The sequence below is a fragment of the Pseudomonas sp. NPDC089554 genome (genome assembly GCF_050280645.1).
In the GTDB taxonomy this organism is placed as follows: Bacteria; Pseudomonadota; Gammaproteobacteria; order Pseudomonadales; family Pseudomonadaceae; genus Aquipseudomonas.
In genome coordinates this window covers 1-22,262 of record NZ_JBNNVR010000039.1, presented here as the reverse complement: position 1 = coordinate 22,262, position 22,262 = coordinate 1, and the positions used below count along the sequence as shown (strand labels likewise).

The 22,262-nt window shown below is 65.0% G+C and carries 20 protein-coding genes and 1 pseudogene; 9 read left to right on the top strand and 12 right to left on the bottom strand.

What is annotated here, in order from left to right; genetic code table 11:
• Nucleotides 1–43: 43 nt before the first annotated feature.
• From ACQKPE_RS13645 to ACQKPE_RS13615, 7 genes are all read right to left on the bottom strand, one after another.
• A complete protein-coding gene (locus ACQKPE_RS13645) occupies nucleotides 44–220 on the bottom strand; it encodes a hypothetical protein (protein WP_427666581.1) in 177 nt (58 codons plus the stop codon).
• Nucleotides 217–1,329: a PepSY-associated TM helix domain-containing protein gene (locus ACQKPE_RS13640; RefSeq protein WP_427666579.1), complete on the bottom strand. Its 1,113-nt coding sequence runs from the start codon at nucleotides 1,327–1,329 to the stop codon at nucleotides 217–219. The genes ACQKPE_RS13645 and ACQKPE_RS13640 overlap by 4 nt, the downstream gene beginning before the upstream one ends.
• Nucleotides 1,330–1,411: 82 nt before the next feature.
• Nucleotides 1,412–3,844 carry a TonB-dependent siderophore receptor gene (locus tag ACQKPE_RS13635; RefSeq protein WP_427666577.1) on the bottom strand — a complete coding sequence of 811 codons (2,433 nt, stop codon included), beginning with the start codon at nucleotides 3,842–3,844 and terminating at the stop codon, nucleotides 1,412–1,414.
• Nucleotides 3,845–3,950: 106 nt separating this feature from the next.
• On the bottom strand, nucleotides 3,951–4,907 hold the full coding sequence (locus ACQKPE_RS13630) for a FecR domain-containing protein (protein ID WP_427666575.1): 957 nt from the start codon (nucleotides 4,905–4,907) through the stop codon (nucleotides 3,951–3,953).
• Nucleotides 4,904–5,422, bottom strand: a complete 519-nt coding sequence (locus ACQKPE_RS13625; RefSeq protein ID WP_427666573.1) for an RNA polymerase sigma factor — start codon at nucleotides 5,420–5,422, stop codon at nucleotides 4,904–4,906. Before ACQKPE_RS13625 ends, ACQKPE_RS13630 begins: the two co-directional genes overlap by 4 nt.
• Before the next feature lie 99 nt (nucleotides 5,423–5,521).
• Nucleotides 5,522–6,232: a 3'-5' exonuclease gene (locus ACQKPE_RS13620; RefSeq protein WP_427666571.1), complete on the bottom strand. Its 711-nt coding sequence runs from the start codon at nucleotides 6,230–6,232 to the stop codon at nucleotides 5,522–5,524.
• Complete coding sequence (locus tag ACQKPE_RS13615; RefSeq protein WP_427666570.1) at nucleotides 6,229–8,166, bottom strand: DUF294 nucleotidyltransferase-like domain-containing protein; 1,938 nt, start codon at nucleotides 8,164–8,166, stop codon at nucleotides 6,229–6,231. The genes ACQKPE_RS13620 and ACQKPE_RS13615 overlap by 4 nt, the downstream gene beginning before the upstream one ends.
• 214 nt (nucleotides 8,167–8,380) lie before the next feature.
• Here ACQKPE_RS13615 and ACQKPE_RS13610 point away from each other — a divergent pair, with 214 nt between their 5' ends.
• Nucleotides 8,381–8,824, top strand: coding sequence for a response regulator (locus ACQKPE_RS13610; protein WP_427666568.1), 444 nt, complete (start codon nucleotides 8,381–8,383; stop codon nucleotides 8,822–8,824).
• Between the two features lie 34 nt (nucleotides 8,825–8,858).
• Here ACQKPE_RS13610 and ACQKPE_RS13605 read toward each other — a convergent pair whose 3' ends face one another.
• The gene (locus tag ACQKPE_RS13605) at nucleotides 8,859–11,036 is read right to left on the bottom strand and encodes a malate synthase G (protein ID WP_427666566.1); all 2,178 of its coding nucleotides are present in this window, start codon (nucleotides 11,034–11,036) and stop codon (nucleotides 8,859–8,861) included.
• A gap of 445 nt (nucleotides 11,037–11,481) precedes the next feature.
• On the opposite strand from ACQKPE_RS13605, the gene ACQKPE_RS13600 reads away from it, so the two are divergent.
• Complete coding sequence (locus ACQKPE_RS13600) at nucleotides 11,482–12,000, top strand: glycine cleavage system protein R (protein ID WP_427666564.1); 519 nt, start codon at nucleotides 11,482–11,484, stop codon at nucleotides 11,998–12,000.
• Between the two features lie 216 nt (nucleotides 12,001–12,216).
• Here ACQKPE_RS13600 and rarD read toward each other — a convergent pair whose 3' ends face one another.
• The 4 genes from rarD to ACQKPE_RS13580 all read right to left on the bottom strand — a co-directional run bounded on the left by rarD (nucleotide 12,217) and on the right by ACQKPE_RS13580 (nucleotide 15,773).
• A complete protein-coding gene (gene rarD / locus ACQKPE_RS13595) occupies nucleotides 12,217–13,104 on the bottom strand; it encodes an EamA family transporter RarD (RefSeq protein ID WP_427666562.1) in 888 nt (295 codons plus the stop codon).
• Between the two features lie 60 nt (nucleotides 13,105–13,164).
• A complete protein-coding gene (locus ACQKPE_RS13590; RefSeq protein ID WP_427666560.1) occupies nucleotides 13,165–14,142 on the bottom strand; it encodes a serine/threonine protein kinase in 978 nt (325 codons plus the stop codon).
• A 73-nt stretch (nucleotides 14,143–14,215) separates the two neighbouring features.
• Nucleotides 14,216–14,980: a TOBE domain-containing protein gene (locus ACQKPE_RS13585; protein WP_427666559.1), complete on the bottom strand. Its 765-nt coding sequence runs from the start codon at nucleotides 14,978–14,980 to the stop codon at nucleotides 14,216–14,218.
• 55 nt (nucleotides 14,981–15,035) lie between these two features.
• Nucleotides 15,036–15,773, bottom strand: a complete 738-nt coding sequence (locus ACQKPE_RS13580) for a ComF family protein (protein ID WP_427666557.1) — start codon at nucleotides 15,771–15,773, stop codon at nucleotides 15,036–15,038.
• Nucleotides 15,774–15,862: 89 nt separating this feature from the next.
• Here ACQKPE_RS13580 and bioB point away from each other — a divergent pair, with 89 nt between their 5' ends.
• The 7 genes and pseudogenes from bioB to ACQKPE_RS13545 form a co-directional block, all read left to right on the top strand.
• Nucleotides 15,863–16,921, top strand: coding sequence for a biotin synthase BioB (gene bioB / locus ACQKPE_RS13575; RefSeq protein WP_427666555.1), 1,059 nt, complete (start codon nucleotides 15,863–15,865; stop codon nucleotides 16,919–16,921).
• Between the two features lie 2 nt (nucleotides 16,922–16,923).
• Nucleotides 16,924–18,096: an 8-amino-7-oxononanoate synthase gene (gene bioF, locus ACQKPE_RS13570; protein ID WP_427666553.1), complete on the top strand. Its 1,173-nt coding sequence runs from the start codon at nucleotides 16,924–16,926 to the stop codon at nucleotides 18,094–18,096.
• The gene (locus ACQKPE_RS13565; protein WP_427666551.1) at nucleotides 18,089–18,820 is read left to right on the top strand and encodes an alpha/beta fold hydrolase; all 732 of its coding nucleotides are present in this window, start codon (nucleotides 18,089–18,091) and stop codon (nucleotides 18,818–18,820) included. Before bioF ends, ACQKPE_RS13565 begins: the two co-directional genes overlap by 8 nt.
• Complete coding sequence (gene bioC, locus ACQKPE_RS13560; protein ID WP_427666549.1) at nucleotides 18,813–19,625, top strand: malonyl-ACP O-methyltransferase BioC; 813 nt, start codon at nucleotides 18,813–18,815, stop codon at nucleotides 19,623–19,625. Before ACQKPE_RS13565 ends, bioC begins: the two co-directional genes overlap by 8 nt.
• A 1-nt stretch (nucleotide 19,626) precedes the next feature.
• Complete coding sequence (gene bioD / locus ACQKPE_RS13555; RefSeq protein WP_427666547.1) at nucleotides 19,627–20,307, top strand: dethiobiotin synthase; 681 nt, start codon at nucleotides 19,627–19,629, stop codon at nucleotides 20,305–20,307.
• A 120-nt stretch (nucleotides 20,308–20,427) separates the two neighbouring features.
• Nucleotides 20,428–20,724 carry a pyrroloquinoline quinone biosynthesis protein PqqE gene (locus ACQKPE_RS13550; protein WP_427666545.1) on the top strand — a complete coding sequence of 99 codons (297 nt, stop codon included), beginning with the start codon at nucleotides 20,428–20,430 and terminating at the stop codon, nucleotides 20,722–20,724.
• Between the two features lie 288 nt (nucleotides 20,725–21,012).
• A pseudogene (locus ACQKPE_RS13545) lies at nucleotides 21,013–22,262 on the top strand (phenylacyl-CoA dehydrogenase); the annotation flags it as partial.

Sequence of the window (22,262 nt, the reverse complement as noted above, 5' to 3'; positions counted from 1 at the left end):
AGCGTGCATCCCGCCGAGCCCCCTGGGGGGCCAGCGGGCTACCTCATCGTCGGAACAAACCCCAGGTGCCCAGCACCGCCGGGGCGCCCAGGCCTATCCAGGCCAGCGCATCCCAGGGCCCATCGCCCAGCAGCGCGGCGAACAACCCCGCAGCGCCCAGCACGCCGATCACGGCTGGCCAGACGAAGATCCGCCGGGTGCTCTGCGACTTGTGGCTCATGTCGGCACCGCCTTCGCTCGGCGCTGCTTGCCCCACCACAGGTACAAGCCGCTGCCCAGCACGATGATGGTCAGCACATCCAGCACCGCCCAGAGGATCTGCATCGGCCTGCCGCCGTAGTCGCCGAAATGCAGCGGCTGCGACAAGCCCATCGCATCCAGGTACCAGGGTCGGTCGCCCACGGCGGTGACCGCCAGGGTTTGCGCATCGATCAGCACCGGGGTGAACAGGTGCGAGGTCAGCGGCGTGCCGCCTTTCATGAACACCGCGTAGTGGTGTTCGCTGGAGAAGCGCGTGCCGGGGAAGGCGATGAAGTCCGGGCGCATGCCGGGCGCGGCCTGTTCGGCGATGTCCAGCAGGCGCGAGGCTGGTGCGCGCTCCAGCAGCGGTGGGGCGTCGCGGTAGGGCGCGACCATCGCCGCCAGGCTGTCGTTGCGCCAGGCCGCGATGACCACGTCGGACAACGCGCTGATGACCCCGGTGACACCCACCACCAGTGCCCAGGTGAGGGTGACCACGCCAATCAGGTTGTGCAGGTCGAGCCAGCGCAGGCGGGTGGATTTGTCGTTGCGCACCTCGGCGAACTTCAGCCGGCGCATGAACGGTGCGTACAGCACCGTGCCGGAGACGATCGCCACCACGAACAGTACGCCCATGAACGCCAGCAGGAACTTGCCCGCAAGCCCGGCGAACATGTCCACGTGCAGGCGCAGCACCAGCATCATGAAGCCGCCGTTGGCGGCCGGCATCTCCACGGCCTCGCCGGTGCGGGCGTCGAGCATGAAGGTATGCGAGAGGTTGGGGTGGGTGCCGGCCGTGGCGGCCATGATCGCCACCACACCGTTGGGCTCGTCTGCCTCGTAGCCGAAGTACTGCATGGCTTCGCCGGGGCGGTGGGCCTCGGCCTTGAGCACCAGTTGTTGCAGGTCGAGGTGCGGCGTGTCGGCTGGCATTTCCCGTAGTTCTGGGGAGTCGCCCAGCAGGTGCTCGATTTCATGGTGGAAAATCAGCGGCAGGCCGGTCAGGGCCAGCAACAGCATGAACACCGTGCAGACCAGGCTGCTCCAGGTGTGGATGACCGACCAGCGGCGAATGGTTTGGCTTTTCATTGCACGGTTTTCTCGGCATTCAAAAACACCAAAGCCGCCCCTGGTGGGGCGGCCCGGTGTGCAATCTCACAACGTCAGCTTTTTACCATTTGTAGGTGGCGCTGGCGACGACGCTGCGCTCGTCTCCGAAGTAGCAATAGTAGGAGTCACAGGTGGAGAGGTAGTCCTTGTCGAGCAGGTTGGTGGCTTTGACTGCCAGCGAGGCACCTTCCAGGCTGTTGTCCAGGCGGCCCAGGTCGTAGTGCACCGAGGCGTCGAACAGGGTGTAGGCCTTGGCCTTGCCCAGGTAGGTATTGGCCTGGTCGCCGTAGGTGTTGCCGGTGTAGCGGGCGCCGGCGCCGATGCCGAAGCCATCCAGGAAGCCACTGCGCCAGGTGTAGTCGGCCCACAGCGAGGCTTGCTGGTTCGGCATCAGTTGCAGACGGTTGCCTTTGAAGTCGCCATCCTGCACTTCCGACTTCGCCAGGGTGTAGGCGGCGATCACCTTGAGGTTCTCGGTGACGTCGGCAACGGCTTCCAGCTCCAGGCCATGCACCTTCACTTCGCCAGTCTGGCTGGTGACGGTGATGCCACCGACGTTGTTGGTGACCGAGACGTTCTTCTGGGTCAGGTCATACACTGCAGCCGACAGCAGGGTGTTGGAACCCGGCGGTTGGTACTTGATACCCATTTCCCACTGCTGGCCTTCGGTCGGCTTGAACGAGTTGACCGGGTCGGCGCTGGCGTTGTTGGTCGGCTGGAACGACTCGGCGTAGGAGATGTACGGCACGAAGCCAGAATCGAACACGTAGCTGAGCGCTGCGTTGCCGCTGAAGGCCACATCGCGCTGGGTGTTGGTGGCGCCGCTGCGGTTGTGGAACTCGGTGCCGGTGTGTACCCAGTCTTCACGCCCGCCCAGGGTCAGGCGCCAGTTGCCGATGGCCATCTGGTCCTGAATGTACAGGCCGGTCTGGCGGCTTTTCTGGTTGTAGTCGTAGAACGCGGTGGAGCGGTCCGGACGGGTGATAGGCAGGCCATACACCGGGTTGAGGGCGTTGGTGTCCGGCACGTTGAAGCCGAAGATCGACAGGTAGTTGCTGTTGATGCGCTGGTGGTCCAGGCCGATCAACAGGGTGTGGTCGATCTCGCCGGTGGAGAAGTTGCCCTGGAAGTTGTTGTCCACGGCGAACTGGCTGATGTCCTCGTCTACGTTGGTCGACATGCGGCTGACCGTGCCGTCGTTCTGCACCGGGCCGCCGGGCGAGTAGTAGCTGCCGGGGGTGATGGTCTGGAACGACAGATCCGACTTGGTGTAGCGCAGGTTCTGACGGAACTGCCAGACATCGTTGATGCGATGCTCGAAGGCATAGCCCAGCGCGTAGTAGGTACGGTCGTAGAACTCGTAGTCCGGATCACCCAGGTTCTTGTGGTGGGAGATCTTGCCGAATGGCATGTCGATCTTGGTGCCCTGGATCGGACGGAACTGGCTGGTGGCGCCGGTATCGTCGCGGGTGAACTGGGTCAGCAGGGTCAGCGAGGTATCGTCGCTGATGTTCCAGGTCAGGCTGGGGGCGATGTTGTAGCGTTTGTTTTCGATGTGGTCGATCTGCGTGTCGCTGTCACGCACTACGCCGCTGATGCCATAGAGGAACTGGCCCTGCTCGTCGATCTTGCCGGTACTGGCGAAGTTGATCTGACGGTGGTTGTCGCTGCCGTACTGCACTTCGATTTCGTGGGCGCTTTCGGCCTGTGGGCGGCGGCTGACGATGTCCAGCAGGCCGCCGGGCGGGGTCTGGCCATAGATCGACGAGGCCGGGCCGCGCAGCAGGGCCAGGCGGTCGAGGTTCCAGGTCTCGGGTTTCGGGTTGGCGTACACGCCGCGTGGCAGCGGCAGGCCATCGAGGAACTGGGTGGGCTCGAAGCCGCGGACACGCATCCAGTCGTAGCGCGTGTCGCTGCCGAAGCTGGCCGAGACGATGCCGGGCATGTAGCGCACGGCGTCATCCAGGCTGTGCACGTTACGGTCGTTCATCTGCTCGCGGGTGGCCACGGAGATGGAGCGCGGCACTTCCACCAGCGCGGTGTCGGTCTTGGTGCCGGCGGCGGTGCGCTTGACCAGGTAGCCGTCTGCCGGGCCCCAGGCGCTTTCAAGGTCGCGGTTGGCGTTGATCGCGGTTTCCGGCAGCGACACGCTGCCCTCCGGGGTGGCCACTACGCTGTAGCTGCCCGCGCTGCCCATTTGCAATTGCAGGCCGGTGCCGCGCAGGGCGGCTTGCAGTGCGCCGAGGCCGTCGTACTGACCGCTGACCGGGGCCGAGGTGCGGCCGTTGACCAGTGCCGGGTCCAGCGCCAGGGCGATGCCGCTTTGGCTGGCGATCTGGTTCAGCGTGGTCGACAGCGCACCGGCTGGCAGGTTGTAGGCGCGCACGGTGGACTGTTCGGCGGCGAACAGTGCAGTGCTCATCAGCGGGGTGGCCAGGCCGATGGCCAGGGCCATCATGCTGGGGCGCAGGATCGAATCAACAGCACGGGACATGCAGCGGCTCCTCGAAGGATAAGTGCTCAACTGCTTCCTTGCCGGGTGAGTTTTGGAAAGTGACAGGGGCTGTCGAAAAATTATTTTCCAACGCGCGTTTCGGCCCTCAGCGAGGCCCGACCGTCACCCACCACTTCGTGTGTCGTTCGATCTTCACCGGCAAGGCCGGCTGCAACGAGGCCAGGGCCAGGTCGATGTCGGTCAGCGGGAAACTGCCAGTCACGCGCAGGTTGGCCACTGAGTCGGCCACGCCCAGGTGGCCGTTGCGGTAGCGGCCAAGCTCGGCCACCAGATCGGCCAGGCGCACGTTGTCCACCACCAGCATGCCGCGGGTCCAGGCGTCGGCGCCGACGCTGACCTGGCTGAGGGTGCCCAGGCCGTTGGCGCTCATCAGCACCTGCTGGCCCTCGCGCACCACTTCCTCGTTGCCGCTGTCGCGAGGCTTGGCGGCCACCTGGGCTTGCAACACCTCCAGGCGGGTGCCGGCGCTCTCGCGCTTGACCAGGAAACGCGTGCCCAGTGGGCGCAAGCGGCCATCGTCGGTGCGCACCCACAGCGGGCGTGGGTCGCCATGGCCGGTTTCCACGGAAATCTCACCCTGGCGCAGCACGATCACCCGCTGCTCGCCTTTGAAGTCGATATCCACGGCAGTGTGGGTATTGAGGCTCAGCAGGGTGCCGTCCTCCAGGCGCAGGGTGCGCAGTTCGCCGGTGGCAGTGCGCTGGTCGGCCAGCCAGTAATCTGGCGACAGCGAGGGGGCGCCGACCCCGGCCAGCAGGCCGCCGAGCAGCAACATGCCGGCCAGCCCGCCACCGATCTTGCCGATGCGCTGGCGAAGGCCGGCGCGCGATTGCAGCAGGGCATGACGGGCCGGGCCTGCGGCAGCGCCAACGCGCTGGTCGAGCATGCCGAGCTGGAACCAGGCACGTGCGTGCTCTTCGCAGGCCTCATGCCAGCGCTTGAATTCGTTGCGTTCGTCAGGGCTGCCGTCGCCACCTTCAAGGCACAGTTTCCAGGCGATGGCGGCTTCCAGAACCTTGCCCGAGACCGGCGTGTTGCTCACGTCGGCTCCCCGTACAGGGCCACGTAGCATTGGCGCATGCCCTGGGCGATGTACTGGCGCACCCGGGACACCGAGACGCCCAGGCGCTCGGCGATCTCGGCATGGCCCATGCCATCCAGGCGGTTGTACAGGAACGCGGTGCGGGCCTTGCTCGACAGCTTGCCGAGCAGGCGATCGATGGCCTTGAGGTCTTCGAGAATCAGGTGCAGGGCTTCCGGGGAGGGGTGCTCGGCTTCCGGCACCAGGGCCAGCTCGGCCAGGTAGGCCTGTTCCAGCGCTGCGCGGCGGAAGTGGTCGAACATCAGGCCCTTGGCCACGGCGACGAGGAATGCGCGGGGTTCGCGGGGGGCGTCCAGCTGCTCGCGACCGAGCAGGCGCACGAAGGTGTCCTGGCTCAGGTCTTCGGCACGCTGGCGGCAGGCCGTGCTGCGTTGCAGCCAGGCCAGCAGCCAGCCGCGATGGTCGCGGTACAGGTTGCCGACCAGCTCGGCGTGTGGGCTGTGCGCAGACGTCAAAAGGCGTCCCCCGAAAGAAAATGCGTTAACTAACGATAACTATTCGCGATTGTGGCAGAGCCAGGGTGGGGGACGCAATCGACGCTTATCGGAATGCCATCATAGGCCGTGGCCCGTCACGTTGCGCCGACGCCATTGCCTCAGGCGCTGCTCGAGCTGCAACGGGCTGTCGAGTTGTTGGCGGCGGGCCTGGCTGAAGAGGATCAAGGCCAGCTCCGCAGTCACCTGGGCGTCGGCGCTGGCATGGTGGCGCGCCTGCACCTCCAGGCCGAAGCGTGCGACCCAGTCGTCCAGCCCGGCTTCGCGCAGCACGGTTTCCGGGTTGAGCAGGGGGGCCAGTTCGGCCACGTCGAGGAACGTGTGTTGCAGGCGGTGGCCGAGGCTTTCCTTCAAGGCGCGGGCGAGCATGCCTTGGTCGAAGGGCGCGTGGAAGGCCAGCACCGGGCTGTCGCCGATGAACTCCATCAGCTCGACCAGGGCTTCGGCCGGGTCGCAGCCGGCGGCCAGGGCGCTGGGGCCGAGGCCGTGGATCAGCACGCTGGAGTTGGTCTTCTGCTCGGGGCGGTGAAGTGTGCGCTCGAACTGGCGGCCCAGGTCGATGGCGCCGTCCTCGATGGCCACGGCGCCAATCGACAGTACCTGGTCGCGGTTCAGGTTCAGGCCGCTGGTTTCCAGATCCAGTACCACCCAGCGCTGGGCGCGCAGCGGGTGCTCGCCGAGCGGCGCCGGGCGCGGCAGGTGCGCCAGGCGCTGGCGCAGGTCGTCGTCGAGCTTGGGGGCCGCCGGACGCAACCAGGCGAACAGGTTCATAGCTGGTACCGCTGCGCCAGGCTGCTTTGCAGGCGTTGGGCCTGGCGCAGTGACTCGCGCAGGATGCGCCGGTCGAGGTGGTTGAGGCTGTCCGGGTCGAGGCGGTTGGAATACGGCAGGTTGTCGCGGCTCTGGCGCTGGTGCTGCTGCATGCGGGTTTGCTGGATGAAGTGATAGGCCTCTTCGAAGGCAGCGCCGTCGAGCGGATCGATGACTTGCTTGGCCACCAACTGGCGCAGACGTTCCAGGGTGTTGTTGGCGGCGATGCCATGGGCCAGGGCCAGCAGGCGGGCGCCGTCGACGAAGGGCGTCAGGCCCTGCACCTTGAGGTCGAGGGTGGCGGCCTTGTCGTTGCCCTGGCGGGTCAGCACGAACTCACGCAGGCGCCCCACCGGCGGGCGTTGGCGCAGGGCGTTGTCGGCCAGCATGCGTTGGAAGATACGGTTGTCGGCGACCTGCGCCAGAATGCCCTGGCGCAGTTGCTCGCAACCCGCTTCGTCGCCCCAGACCACGCGCAGGTCGAAATAGATGCTCGAGCCCAGCAGGTTCTCGGGGCTGGCCTCGCGGATGAACCCCGAAAAACGCCGCGCCCACTCGCTGCGCGACAGGCACAGCGCGGGGTTGCCGGCCATCACGTTGCCTTTGCACAAGGTGAAGCCGCATTGCGCCAGGTTGTGGTTGATGTATTGGGCCAATGGCAGCAGCCGCGCGCGGATGGCGTCGGCTTCGGCGCTGTCGCGGGCCTCGAAGAGAATACCGTTGTCCTGGTCGGTGTGCAGGGTCTGCTCGCGGCGCCCCTCGCTGCCGAAGCACAGCCAGCTGAACGGCACACCGGGGTCGCCGCGCTCGGCCAGCGCCAGTTCGATCACCCGGCACACGGTGTGGTCGTTGAGCAGGGTGATGATCTGGGTGATCTGCGTCGACGAGGCGCCGTGGGCCAGCATGCGCTCGACCAGTTGGCCGATTTCGCCACGCAGTGCCACCAGCACGTCCAGGCGCGGGGCGTGGCGGATGGTGCGTGCCAGGTGCACCAGGTCGACCCGCTGCAGCGAGAACAGGTCGCGCTCGGACACTACGCCGCACAGGCGACGGCCGTCCACCAGGCACACGTGGGCGATGTGCCGTTCGGTCATCGCCATGGCCGCGTCGAAGGCGCTGGCCTGCGGGTTGAGGTAGAAAGGCGCGGCGGTCATGTGGCGTTCGATTGGCGCGCTGAGCTCGGCGCTGGCGTCGGCGACCACCTGGCGCAGGTCGCGCAGGGTGAAGATCCCAGTAGGGAAGCGCTGTTCGTCGACGATGACGATGCTGCCCACCTGCTGCTCGTGCATCAGCCGCACGGCTTCGCGCAGGGGCGTGTCAGGCGTGCAGGTCACTGGGTGGCGCATGGCCAACTCTCCCAGCGGGGTGTTCAGCGAATACTGGGTGCCGAGGGTTTCCACGGCGCGCTGGCGCACCTGCTGGTTGACCTGGTCGAGCAAGCTGCTGACGCCGCGCAGGGCGAAGTCGCGGAACACCGCCGAGAGCGAGAACACGCGGATGAACGCGGCCTTGTTCAGTTGCAGGCAGAAGGTGTCCTCGCCGGCCAGGTGCTCGGTGCGCGTGGCCCGTTCGCCCAGCAATGCGGCCAGCGGGAAGCACTCGCCGCTGGCGATTTCGAAGGTGGTTTGCGTGCCAGGGCCGGTAACGTGCTGGCGTTCGCCCACCACGCGCCCCTGCTTGACGATGAAGAAGTGCTCCACCGGCCCGTCGGAGGGCTTGATGATGCTCTCTCCAGTGGCGTAGAAACGCAGTTGGCACTGCTCGACCAGATAGGCCAGGTGGCTGTGTTCCATCTGGTTGAACGGCGGGAAGCGCTGGAGGAACTGCAGGGTACCCTGGATGTTCTGTAGCACTGCTGTCCTGCCGGCTTGGGTGTAGGCGTCCTTCTTGCTCATGGAACTGACCGCGTATGTGTGTCTGTGTGTTTATACACAGGCATTGTTGTTCTAGGGCCCCATGGTCGGCCGAGCGCTCTGCGGTGCCCATTGGACGTAAGTCTATAAGCGGAATGTGTGGGCGATGCGCGTCAAATAGCCGACGAAAGGCAGTTTGCACGGCATTGTTTTGCGGTCTGAACTTCGAATTAGGGATTTTTTTGACGAGATGGCCATGAACGAGCATGACGACCTGCTGAGTGACGCCGAGCGTGAGGCGTTGGCCGTGCTCGCCGTCCCCCCGGCCCTGGCGCAACGGGTGCTGGTGGTGGATGACAACCAGGTCAACCGCGAAGCGCTGTGCCTGTACCTGAAGACCAAGGGCCTGGACTGCATCACCGCCGACGGCGCCCAGGCGGCGCTGGAGTGCCTGAAGCGCGAGCCGCGTATCGGCGTGATGATCACCGACCTGCGCATGGAGCCCAAGGATGGCCTGGAGTTGATCCGGCAGATTCGCGAGTCGGAGCGGGCGGCGTTGTCGATCATCGTGGTGTCGGGCGACACCGATGTGAAGGAGGCGGTGGACGTGATGCACCTGGGGGTGGTGGATTTCCTGCTCAAGCCGGTGGATCTGGGAAGGTTGCTGGAGCTGGTGAGGAAGGAGCTGGGGATCAATTGAAAAATGGGGCCGCTATGCGGCCCCATCTACAGGCTTACAACCCGTTACGCGCCTTGAACTCACGACGACGACGGTGCAGCACTGGCTCGGTATAACCATTCGGCTGTTTGGCACCTTCTACCACCAACTCCACAGCCGCCTGGAACGCGACGTTGTCGTCGAAGTTCGGCGCCATCGGGCGGTACAAGGCGTCGCCGGCGTTCTGCTTGTCGACTACCGCCGCCATGCGCTTGAGGCTTTCCAGCACCTGCTCCTGGCTGACGATGCCATGGCGCAGCCAGTTGGCCAGCAACTGCGCGGAAATACGCAGGGTGGCGCGATCTTCCATCAGGCCGACGTTGTTGATGTCTGGCACCTTCGAGCAACCCACGCCCTGGTCGATCCAGCGCACCACATAGCCGAGGATGCCCTGGGCGTTGTTGTCCAGCTCGTTGCGGATTTCGTCCGCCGACCAGTTGGTGTCCGCAGCCAGCGGCAGGGTCAGGATGTCGTCCACCGACGCCGGGGTACGCGAGGCCAGCTCGCGCTGGCGCGCCTGCACGTCGACCTTGTGGTAGTGCAGGGCGTGCAGTACCGCAGCGGTCGGCGATGGCACCCAGGCGGTGTTGGCACCGGCCAGCGGGTGGGCGATCTTCTGCTCCAGCATCGCGGCCATCAGGTCAGGCATGGCCCACATGCCCTTGCCGATCTGCGCGCGGCCTTGCAGGCCGGTGGCCAGGCCGATGTCGACGTTGTTGTTCTCGTAGGCGCCGATCCACTTCTCGTTCTTCATGGCGCCCTTGCGCACCACGGCGCCGGCTTCCATGGAGGTGTGGATTTCATCGCCGGTGCGGTCGAGGAAGCCCGTGTTGATGAACACCACGCGCTCGGCAGCGGCCTTGATGCAGGCCTTGAGGTTGACCGTGGTGCGGCGCTCCTCGTCCATGATGCCCACTTTCAGAGTGTTGCGCGGCACGCCCAGCAAGTCTTCGACGCGGCTGAAGATCTCGGCGGTGAACGCCACTTCTTCCGGGCCGTGCATCTTCGGCTTGACGATGTACAGGCTGGCGGTACGGCTGTTCTTGCGGCTGACGTCGCTCTTGAAGTTGTGCAGGGCGATCAGGCCGGTGAACAGCGCGTCCTGGATGCCTTCGGGAATCTCGTTGCCTTGGCCGTCGAGAATCGCCGGGTTGGTCATCAGGTGGCCGACGTTGCGCACGAACAGCAGCGAGCGGCCGTGCAGGGTGACGTCGCCGCCACCTGCTGCGGTGTACTCGCGGTCCGGGTTCATGGTGCGGGTGAAGGTCTTGCCACCCTTGCTCACGCTTTCGGCCAGGTCGCCTTTCATCAGGCCCAGCCAGTTGCGGTAGACGATGACCTTGTCGTCGGCGTCGACGGCGGCGACCGAGTCCTCGCAGTCCATGATGGTGGTCAGTGCCGCTTCCATCAGGATGTCCTTCACGCCAGCGGCATCGGTGCTGCCGACCGGGGTGCTGGCATCGACCTGGATTTCGAAGTGCAGACCGTTGTGCTTGAGCAGGATGGCGGTGGGCGCTGCGGCGTCGCCTTGGTAGCCGATCAGTTGCGCGTCGTCGCGCAGGCCGCTGTTGCTGCCACCCTTGAGGCCGACCACCAGCTTGCCGGCTTCGATGCGGTAGGCGTTGGAGTCGACGTGCGAGCCAGCGGCCAGTGGCGCGGCTTCGTCGAGGAAGGCGCGGGCGAAGGCGATGACCTTGTCGCCGCGCACCTTGTTGTAACCCTGGCCCTTCTTGGCGCCACCGGCTTCGCTGATGGCATCGGTGCCATACAACGCGTCATACAGCGAACCCCAGCGGGCGTTGGCGGCGTTGAGCGCGAAGCGTGCGTTCATCACTGGCACGACCAGCTGTGGGCCGGCCATGTGGGCGATTTCTTCGTCGACGTTGGCGGTGGTGGCCTGGAAATCGTCTGCTTGTGGCAGCAGGTAGCCGATTTCCTGGAGGAAGGCTTTGTAGGCGGCGGCGTCGTGGGCCTGGCCTTGGCGTGCCTGGTGCCAGGCATCGATCTTGGCTTGCAGCGCGTCGCGCTTGGCGAGCAGGTTCTTATTCTTTGGAGCGAGGTCGTTGATGATCTTCTCTGCGCCTGCCCAGAACTGCGCGGCGACGATGCCGGTGCCTGGAATGGCTTCGTCGTTGACGAAGTCGTGCAGGACCTTGGCGACCTGAAGGCCACCGACGTGAACGTGTTCAGTCATTGCTTGCCTCACTCTGCTCAGCTGTTTCGCTCTTTCAGTATTAAGCCTGTAGCGCTTCTCTAAATACGCCTACCAGTACATGCCTCCATCGCGTGCGAGGCGGCTGGGTGCTGCCTGCCAGACGTGCCGGCAAGCGGTTTGCGTATTTTCACAGGCGCCTTGGCAGACAGTCGAACGACGTTTTGTAGTCTGCGCTGGCGAATACTACATGATGCAGTAGGCGGGTGAACATCAGACTAAAAGCGCCGTTGCGCGACCCATCGGTCGCGTGGGGTCACGCTGGGAGGCCGTATGTTCGCAAAAAACTGGTTAATTGTTCCAGATAAATCTTTAAACGGTACACGATTTGTTGCGCGCAGCGCCCTGCGGCAGGTTGCCGCGCCTTGCCTATACTGATGCGATGTCTTTGTTTCATAACGCTTGAAGCGTTTCAGAGGAGTGGCCTGTGGACCATCTTGTACTGACCGTGATCGCCCCTGACAAGGCCGGGCAGGTCGAACGCATCGCCCAGTGCATCGCCGAGCATGGCGGTAACTGGCTGGAAAGCCGCATGTCGCGCATGGCCGGGCAGTTCGCCGGGATCCTGCGGGTGGCGGTGCCGGCGGAGGGCTACGACGAGCTGGTGGTCGCCTTGCAGAAGCTCGATACCTTCGGCATTCGCGTACTGATCGCCGAGAGCGGCATCGAGCCCTCTTGCAGCTGGAAGCCGATCGCCATGGAGTTGGTGGGCAATGACCGGCCGGGGATCGTGCGGGACATCACCCGGCTGTTGGCCGAGCAGGGGGTCAACCTGGAGCGCTTCTCCACCGAAGTGGTGCCCGCCCCCATGAGCAGCGAGCCGCTGTTTCGGGCCGATGCGCTATTGGCCTTACCGCTTACGCTGTCACTGGACGACCTGCAACAACGCCTTGAAAGCCTGGCCGATGACCTGATGGTGGAGCTGCGGTTGCGCCCTGAAGAGTAAGCGGGTTATCCCGGTTTCGCGGGGAAGGCCCTGTGGATAACCTGGGGGTTCAAAGCGCTAGCCCAACGACCATGCGGCATGCGCGGGTTTGAGTAAAAAACGTACAAAAATCAGTTGCTTGTGCACAAAGCACGGGGATCAGGCTGTGGATAACCTTTGGAGATAACCCTGCAGGCCGCGTTAGACGCGGTCTGCAGGGTTTTGTGCGTTTTTTGATCAGCTGCGTTTGCGCAGGCTCAGCCAGGCATCGACGCTGTAGATCGCTAACCCCGCCCAGATGAACATGAAGGCCACCAGCGTGCTTGGCGCCAGGTGTTCATCGAACAACCACACCGCTTGCAGCAGCACCAGGGAGGGCGCCAGGTATTGCAGAAAGCCCAGGGTCGTGTAGGGCAAGTGGCGCGCCGCGGCGTTGAAGCACACCAGCGGTACCAGGGTTACAGGGCCTGCGGCCATCAACCACAGCGCTTCGCTGGTAGTGAAGAACTCAGGCTGGGTGCTGTGGGCGGCGGGATGGAACAACAGCCAGGCACAGGCCAATGGCACCAGCATCCAGGTTTCCACTACCAAGCCTGGCAACGCGGCTACCGGCGCCTGTTTGCGGATCAGGCCATAGAAGCCGAAGGTCAAGGCCAGGGTCAGCGATACCCACGGCAGGCTGCCGACCTGCCACACCTGTTGCGCGACCCCCAACGCCGCCAGGCCCACGGCCAGCCATTGCAGGCGGCGCAGGCGCTCGCCGAGCAGCAGCATTCCCAGCAGCACGTTGATCAGCGGGTTGATGTAGTAGCCCAGGCTGGCCTCGAGCATGCGCCCGTTGTTCACCGACCACACGTAGGTCAGCCAGTTGGCAGCGATCAGCGTGCCGCTCAGGGCCAGGATCGCCAGGCGCCGGGGGTTGTCGCGCAGCTCACGCCACCAGCCAGGGTGTTTCCATACCAGCAGCAGGAGCGAGCCGAACAGCGCCGACCAGAGCACCCGGTGCACGATGATCTCCACCGCGGGAACGCTCTGGATGGCTTTGAAGTAGAGGGGGAACAGGCCCCAGATGATGTAGGCGGAAAGGCCGAGGATGTACCCGCGTTGCGGGTTGGCGGCGTGCATGCTGATTCCTTGCTTAGGTAACTAAATATGCGACGCGTATTGTAGACAGACTATGCGGTTCTACTGGAACAATTTCAGCGGCTCTTCGTCCAGGGCAGCGATCTGTTCACGCAGTGCGAGGATCTGGTCACCCCAATAGCGCGGCTGGCCAAACCAGGGGAAGCTGCGTGGGAATGCCGGGTCGTCCCAGCGCCTGGCCAGCCACGCGCTGTAGTGCAACTGGCGCAGGGCACGCAAGGGTTCGATCAGGGCCAGCTGGCGCGGCTCGAAATCGTGGAACTCATTGTAGCCATCGACCAGTTCGGCCAATTGGCCCATGCGCTCCTCGCGGCTGCCGGCGAGCATCATCCACAAGTCCTGCACTGCGGGGCCCATGCGGCAGTCGTCGAGGTCGACGACATGGAAGGTCTCGTCGCGATGCATCAGGTTGCCGGGGTGGCAGTCGCCATGCAGGCGGATGGCGTTGTAAGGCGTGCGGCGGTAAATGGCCTCGACCCGTTGCAGCAGGTCGCGGGCGACGGATTCGAAGGCGGGCAGCAGTTCCTTGGGGACGAAGCCGCCGGCCAGCAGGGTGTCTAGCGAGGCGTGGCCGAAGTTGTCCACAAGCAGCGCCTCGCGGTGTTCGAAGGGGCGGCTGGCGCCAATGGCGTGCAGGCGCCCAAGCAGTTGGCCGAGGCGGTACAGTTGGTCGAGGTCGCCGGGCTCTGGCGCATGGCCGCCACGGCGCGGGAACAGGGCGAAGCGAAAGCCCTGGTGCTCGAAGAGGCTACGGCCTTCGTGCTGCTGGGGTGCGACTACCGGTACTTCGTGCTCAGCCAGTTCGGCGGTGAACTGGTGTTCTTCCAGGATTGCCGCATCGCTCCAGCGCCCAGGGCGATAGAACTTGGCGATCAGCGGCTGCTGGCCTTCGATGCCCACCTGGTAGACGCGGTTTTCATAGCTGTTGAGCGCCAACACCCGGGCATCGCTGAGCAAACCCAGGCTTTCCACGGCATCCAGGACCAGGTCGGGGGTGAGGGTGTCGAAGGGGTGGGACATGAAGGCTCCGGGCGGCTGAACGGCGTGCCCCATGGTAGCGCATTAGCCCTTGTGAAAGCCGCCCTGTTCGGCCTTACACCGGCACGCCGAGCAGCACGACGCTGGGGTGGAACTGCACCCGCAAGGCACTGCCAGCGTGCACCTTGCGCTGCTCCAGCCACGCCCGTTCGGCGAAGGCGCACAGTGTCTGGCCATTGCCCAGGGCCAGCCGCACCTCGCTGGCGCCTTCGTCGTCGGCCAGCACCTCCTCAACCACTGCATTCAGGCCATTGCTGCCGGCCTCCAGTTGGTCATCGGGCCCCAACAAGGTCACCCAGCCAGCCTTGAGCAGTGCAACGACCGTGCTGCCCAAGGTCAGCTCCAGGCGCTCGGTGCTGTCGCGGGTGATCAGTGCCTCGATCTCCAGACCGCCGCCCAGCGCCAGGCTGACGCGATCGTGGCGGCCTTCGCGGCGCAGGCCGCTGACTTGGCCCTGTAGCTGGTTGCGGGCGCTGGTGCGCAGCATCAGGCGGCCCAACAGGTCGAGGTCGCTGGTTTCTTCGGCGGCATCGAGGATTTCAGCCTGCAGAGCCTGCAAGCGCTGGTACAGGCGCAGCACCCGCTCGCCTTCGGCCGACAACTTGGCGCCACCGCCGCCGCGCCCGCCGGTACTGCGCTCCACCAAGGGCCTGGCGGCCAGGTTGTTGAGCTCGTCGATAGCGTCCCAGGCGCCTTTGTAGCTCATGCCTGCCGCCTTGGCGGCGCGGGTGATCGAGCCTTGTTCGGCAATGTGCTGCAACAGCGCAATACGTTGCGGGCGGCGGGCGATGTGCTGGGTGAGCAGGGCAGGCAGGGACATGGGGCCGGTATCGGTTATGGGAATGCGCCGAACTTGCCTCCCGACCTCGGCCAAGTCAACCCTGCTCGGGTTTCGGGGTGCGCGCCAGGCAATAGACATCGACTCGGCGTGCCCCGGCCTTGAGCAGCAGGCTGGCCAGAGCCTGAGCGGTGGCTCCGGTGGTCAGCACATCGTCGACCACCGCCAGGTGAAGGCCTTGCACCTGTGCCCCCGCCTTCAGGCTGAACGCGCGCTGCAGGTTGCGCTGCCGAGCCTTGGCGCCGAGGGTTTGCTGCGCGGGGGTGTCGTGCGGGCGCTGTAGCAGTTGCGCGTCGCAGGGAATGCCCAGTTGCGCCGATAGCCACTGCGCGATCATGCCGGCTTGATTGAAGCCGCGTTGGCGCAGTCGACCTCGGGCCAGCGGTACCGGCAACAGCCGGTTTGGCTGCGCCAACCCCTCGGCGTAGCGGTGTTGCAGCGCCATGCCAAGCTGTTGGGCCAGTAAATGCCCCAGCGGCCACTGGCTTTGATGCTTGAAGCGGCTGATCAGCGTGTCGATTGGAAAGCCATAGTGCCAAGGGGCGACTACCTGCTCGAATGCCGGCGAGCGGCGGCTGCACTGCACGCAGAGCAGGTCTTGCAGGGGCAGCGGCAAGGCGCAGCGCAGGCATTGCTCCTCAAGCCAGGGCAGCTCGCACTCGCAGGTGACGCATAGCGGGTAGGGCTGCCCGGCAGGTTCGCCACAGAGCAAACACAATTGTTTAATATTTAAACACTTGTAAACCAGTGCTTTTATGTGTGGTTGACAGTGCATGGGCCTTCCCTGACTATGCGAGCTATCCGTGATGCGCTGGCGGGCATTGCTGTCCCGGCGCCAGTCAGAGCCTAGATAAGGAAACGCCGATGAGCGCCAGCACAATTGCAACAACACGTCACGACTGGGCCCTGGCCGAGGTCAAGGCGCTGTTCCAGCAACCGTTCAATGACCTGTTGTTCCAGGCGCAGACCGTCCACCGCGCGCATTTCGACCCGAACCGCGTGCAGGTCTCCACCCTGCTGTCGATCAAGACCGGCGCCTGCCCGGAAGACTGCAAGTACTGCCCGCAATCCGGCCACTACAACACCGGGCTGGAAAAGCAGAAGCTGATGGAAGTGCAGAAGGTGCTGGAGGAGGCCGCACGGGCCAAGGCCATCGGCTCCACGCGCTTCTGCATGGGCGCGGCCTGGAAGCACCCGTCCGCCAAGGACATGCCCTACGTGCTGGAGATGGTCAAAGGGGTGAAGGCCATGGGCCTGGAAACCTGCATGACCCTGGGCCGCCTCGACCGCGAGCAGACCGAGGCGCTGGCCGACGCAGGCCTGGACTACTACAACCACAACCTCGACACCTCGCCGGAGTTCTACGGCAGCATCATCACCACCCGCACCTACGGCGAGCGCCTGCAAACTCTGGCCTATGTGCGTGACGCCGGGATGAAGATCTGCTCCGGCGGCATCCTGGGCATGGGCGAGTCGCTGGACGACCGCGCAGGCCTGTTGATCCAGCTGGCCAACCTGCCCGAGCACCCGGAGTCGGTGCCGATCAACATGCTGGTCAAGGTCGCGGGTACGCCGCTGGCCGAAGAAGAAGACGTCGACCCGTTCGACTTCATCCGCATGCTGGCGGTGGCACGCATCCTCATGCCGAAATCCCATGTGCGCCTGTCCGCCGGGCGTGAGCAGATGAACGAGCAGATGCAGGCCCTGGCCTTCATGGCCGGTGCCAACTCGATCTTCTATGGCGAGAAGCTGCTGACCACCGCCAACCCCCAGGCCGACAAGGACATGCAACTGTTCGCCCGTCTTGGCATCAAGCCTGAAGCGCGCGAGGAGCATGCCGACGAGGTGCACCAGGCGGCCATCGAGCAGGCGCTGGTCGAGCAGCGCAGCACCGAGTTGTTCTATAACGCCGCTTCTGCCTGAGCATGGCCTTCGACCTGGCGGCGCGCCTGGCCGAACGGCGCGCCGCGGACCTGTATCGGCAGCGGCCCTCGCTGGAGAGCCCGCAGGGGCCGCAGGTGGTGGTCGATGGCCAGCCGCTGCTGGCCTTCTGTAGTAACGACTACCTGGGCCTGGCCAACCACCCCGAAGTGATCGCGGCCTGGCGCGCTGGTGCCGAGCGCTGGGGTGTCGGTGGCGGTGCTTCGCACTTGGTCATCGGCCACAGTACGCCACACCATGAGGTGGAGGAGGCGCTCGCCGAACTGACCGGGCGCCCACGGGCGTTGTTGTTCAGCACCGGCTACATGGCCAACCTTGGCGCCATCACCGCGCTGGTGGGGCAAGGCGACACTGTGCTGCAAGACCGCCTCAACCACGCCTCCCTGCTCGACGGTGGGCTGCTCAGCGGCGCGCGTTTCAACCGTTATCTGCACAACGACCCGGTCAGTCTGGCCAACCGCCTGGAAAAAGCCACGGGCGATACCTTGGTGGTCACCGACGGGGTGTTCAGCATGGATGGCGACCTGGCCGACCTGCCGGCGCTGGCTGCGGTCGCCCGGCCGCAGGGTGCCTGGCTGATGGTCGACGACGCCCATGGTTTCGGCACCCTGGGTGCCCAGGGCGGCGGCATCGTCGAGCACTTCGGCCTGGGCGTCGAGGACGTCCCGGTGTTGGTCGGCACCCTCGGCAAGGCCTGCGGTACCGCAGGGGCTTTCGTCGCGGGTAGCGAAGAGCTGATCGAGGCGCTGGTGCAATTTGCCCGGCCCTACATCTATACCACCAGCCAACCCCCGGCCCTGGCCTGCGCCACGCTCAAGAGCCTGGAACTGCTGCGTCGCGAAAACTGGCGGCGCGAGCATCTGAATGCGTTGATCCGCCAGTTCCGCGAAGGCGCCCGGCAGATCGGCCTGGACCTGATGGACAGCCCGACGGCGATCCAACCGATTCTCATCGGCGACAGCGCTCGTGCCTTGCAGTTGTCACGCATGCTGCGCGAGCGGGGCTTGTTGGTCACGGCGATTCGCCCGCCTACCGTACCCGCCGGCAGCGCGCGGCTGCGCGTGACCCTGAGCGCGGCGCACAGCGAAGCGCAGGTGCAGCTATTGTTGAATGCATTGGCTGAATGTCATGCACAGCTGGAGCCTGCCGATGCGTAACCGACTGATTCTTCTGCCCGGCTGGGGCTTGGGCACTGCGTCCCTGGAGCCTCTGGCCGCAAGCCTGCGTGCCCAGGACCCACGGCTGCAGATCGAGCTGGCACCCTTGCCGGAGCTGGCCGACGACGATGTACAAGTGTGGGTCGATCACCTGGACCGCACGTTGCCCACCGATGCCTGGCTGGGCGGCTGGTCACTTGGCGGCATGTTGGCCAGCCTGCTGGCGCACAAGCGCGGCGACCACTGCTGCGGCCTGCTTACCTTGGCCAGCAACCCCAGCTTTGTGGCCCGGCCCGACTGGCCCCACGGCATGCCCGAAGACACCTTCGGCACCTTCCTCGATGGCTGCCGCAGCCATACCCAGGTCACCCTCAAGCGTTTTCGCACGCTGTGCAGCGACGGCGCCCAGCAACCGCGCACGCTGCTGCGCCAGCTGGGCGTCGGGGTGCCGGATACCGACCCGCTGTACCTGGCCAACGGGCTCAAGGTGCTGGCCAAGCTCGACACCCGCCCGGCGCTTGAGCAATACGCCGGCCCGCAATTGCACCTGTTCGCCGGCAGCGATGCGCTGGTGCCGGCCGACGCCGCCAAGGCCCTGAGCGAACTGCTACCGGACGTGGAAGTCGGCCTGGTCGAAGACAGTTCCCACGCCTTCCTGCTGGAATACCCACAGGAGCTGGCGGCGGGCATCAAGAGTTTCCTGCATGAGAGTGGCGATGACTGACCTTTCCCGACCGATCCTGCCCGGCGCGCTGCCCGACAAGCGTCAGGTGGCAGCCTCGTTCTCCCGCGCAGCGGCCACCTACGACAGCGTCGCGGCCTTGCAGCGCGCGGTTGGCGAAGGCCTGCTCGCGCTATTGCCCGCCGGGTTGGCGCCGTCGCGCTGGCTCGACCTGGGTAGCGGCACCGGCCATTTCAGTCGAGCCTTGGCGGCACGTTTCGACACTGCCACCGGCGTGGCTGTGGATATCGCCGAAGGTATGTTGAACCATGCCCGTGAACAGGGTGGCGCGCACTACCATGTGGCCGGCGATGCCGAACGCCTGCCGCTGGGTGATGGCTGTGTCGACTTGGTGTTCTCGAGCCTGGCCGTGCAGTGGTGCGATCAGTTCGCTGCCGTGCTGGACGAAGCTCGGCGTGTGTTGCGCCCAGGTGGGGTGCTGGCCTTCAGCAGCCTGTGTGTCGGCACGCTGGAAGAGTTGCGCGCCAGCTGGCAGGCGGTGGATGGGCAGGTACACGTCAATCGTTTCCGCCGTTTCGACGATTATCAGCGGCTATGCGGCGCAAGTGGGTTGCAGGTGCTGGGGCTGACTTGCCAACCCCATGTGCTGCATTACCCGGATGTACGCAGCCTCACCCACGAGCTCAAGGCACTTGGCGCGCACAACCTCAACCCTGGGCGGCCTTCCGGGCTGACTGGGCGGGCGCGCATGCAAGGGCTGTTGCAGGCCTACGAGCAGTTTCGCCAGTCCGAAGGGCTGCCTGCTACCTACCAGGTGGTCTACGGCGTGCTGCGCAAGGAGGGCTGAGATGAGCCAGGCGTATTTCATCGCGGGCACCGACACCGACGTCGGCAAGACCACCATCGCTGCCGGGCTGCTGCATGCCGCCAGGCTGCAAGGCTTGAGTACCTTGGGCGCCAAGCCGGTGGCCTCGGGCTGCAACCTCACCCCCAAAGGCTTGCGCAACAGCGATGCGCTGGCGCTGATCGACGAAAGCTCGGTGAAACTGCCCTACGAGCAGGTCAACCCATTCGCCTTCGAACCGGCCATCGCCCCGCACCTGGCGGCGCGTGAGGCGGGTGTGACGCTGAGCGTGCCGAGCTTGCTCGCGGCCATGCGCCATGTGCTGGCACAAGGCGCCGACTTCACCCTGGTCGAGGGCGCAGGTGGTTGGCGCGTACCGCTGTCGGACCATGCCAATCTGTCGGACCTGGCCATGGCCCTCAAATTACCGGTGATCCTGGTGGTCGGGGTGCGCCTTGGGTGCATCAACCATGCGCTGCTCAGCGCCGAGGCGATTGCCCGCGATGGCCTGCAGCTGGCGGGCTGGGTGGCCAACGTCGTCGACCCACGGACTTCACGCCTGGAAGAGAACCTGGCCAGCCTCGCCGAACGCCTGCCCGCACCCTGTCTGGGCCGGGTGCCCAAGCTCAAGCAAGCCACGGCCGATGCCGTGGCGGCGCACCTGCAACTGGACCTGCTGGATTGAGCACAACATCGGGTGCTCTCTATCAGCTGGCACTAGGCTATTAGGGATTTAAACGGGCCTTTTGCCTTCGGCCCTGCTTTAATTAGGGCTGTTCGTCTTCCGCTTTCTTGGAGTTCCGAAATGGAAATCAACGGTAGCTCTGCCTTCTACGCAGGCCTTGGCGCCATCCAGGCCGGGCAGAATCGCGTCGACCAGGCCGCCAGCCAGATCGCCAACAACAGCGTCGAGCGTTCCGCCACCAGCCAGTCCAGCGACTTCCAGGCCGAGCGCCTGCGTGCAGTCGACCGCAGCCAGCAGATGGACTTGGCCACCAGCACCGTGGAGCTTGCCTTGGGCAAGCACCAGGTCGAGCTTGGCGTAAAAGTCGCCAAGGCTTCCGATGAAATGCTCGGTCGGTTCATCGACACCTACGTCTGACTGCAACTCGCACATCTCCCCTGTGATCGCGGGCTTGGCCTGCGGTCGCATCGTCTGTAACCAAAGTTATCCGTCTGACAGAACGCATCGCGGGGCGCCCCCGTGGCTGAAGGGTTTGGCTGAGGATGGCAGTTATGACATCTTTCGAGGCGTAAATGGCACTATAGTCCCTCCTTGACATTGATCGGAGCTAAACGTAAGTTTCAAACACTTGTTTGACCGAAAGCCTCCAAGAGCTGGTCGCCTTTCGCGGTCTCCCCATCGAACTCATCACAAAGGTTCATCGCCATGCCTGATTACAAAGCCCCCTTGCGTGATATTCGCTTCGTCCGTGACGAGCTGCTTGGCTATGAAGCGCACTATCAGGGCCTGCCGGGTTGCCAGGACGCCACGCCGGACATGGTCGACGCGATCCTCGAGGAAGGCGCGAAGTTCTGTGAGCAGGTGCTGGCCCCGCTGAACCGCGTCGGCGACCTGGAAGGCTGCACCTGGAGCGAATCGGGCGTGAAGACCCCGACCGGCTTCAAGGAAGCCTACAAGCAGTTCGTCGAAGGCGGCTGGCCGAGCCTGGCCCATGACGTCGACCACGGCGGCCAGGGCCTGCCTGAGTCGCTGGGCCTGGCGATCAGCGAAATGGTTGGTTCGTCGAACTGGTCTTGGGGCATGTACCCAGGCCTGTCCCATGGCGCGATGAACACCATCTCCGAGCACGGCACCGCCGAGCAGCAAGAGCACTACCTGACCAAGCTGGTCAGCGGCGAATGGACCGGCACCATGTGCCTGACCGAGCCACACTGCGGTACCGACCTGGGCATGCTGCGCACCAAGGCCGAGCCCCAGGCTGACGGTTCCTACAAGGTTTCCGGCACCAAGATCTTCATTTCCGCTGGCGAGCACGACATGGCCGATAACATCGTCCATATCGTCCTGGCCCGCCTGCCCGATGCCCCTGCGGGCACCAAAGGCATCTCGCTGTTCATCGTGCCGAAGTTCACCCTCGACGCCCAGGGCGGCGTGGGCGAGCGCAACGCGGTGAGCTGCGGCTCCCTCGAGCACAAGATGGGCATCCACGGCAACGCCACCTGCGTGATGAACTTCGACGGCGCCACCGGCTACCTGATCGGCCCAGCCAACAAGGGCCTGAACTGCATGTTCACCTTCATGAACACCGCTCGCCTGGGCACCGCGCTGCAAGGCCTGGCTCACGCCGAAGTGGCGTTCCAGGGCGGCCTGAAGTACGCCCGCGAGCGTCTGCAGATGCGCTCGTTGACTGGCCCGAAAGCCCCGGAAAAAGCCGCCGACCCGATCATCGTCCACCCGGACGTGCGCCGTATGCTGCTGACCATGAAGGCCTTCGCCGAAGGCAACCGCGCGATGGTCTACTTCACCGCCAAGCAGGTGGACATCGTCAAGTACAGCCAGGACGAGGAAGAGCGCAAGAAAGCCGACGCCCTGCCCTGCTCGCCCTGGGTAGCGTCAGCATGCTGCTGGTCAGTGCCTACCACTGGTACAAGGGCTACTCGCCGGCACGCCTGTTC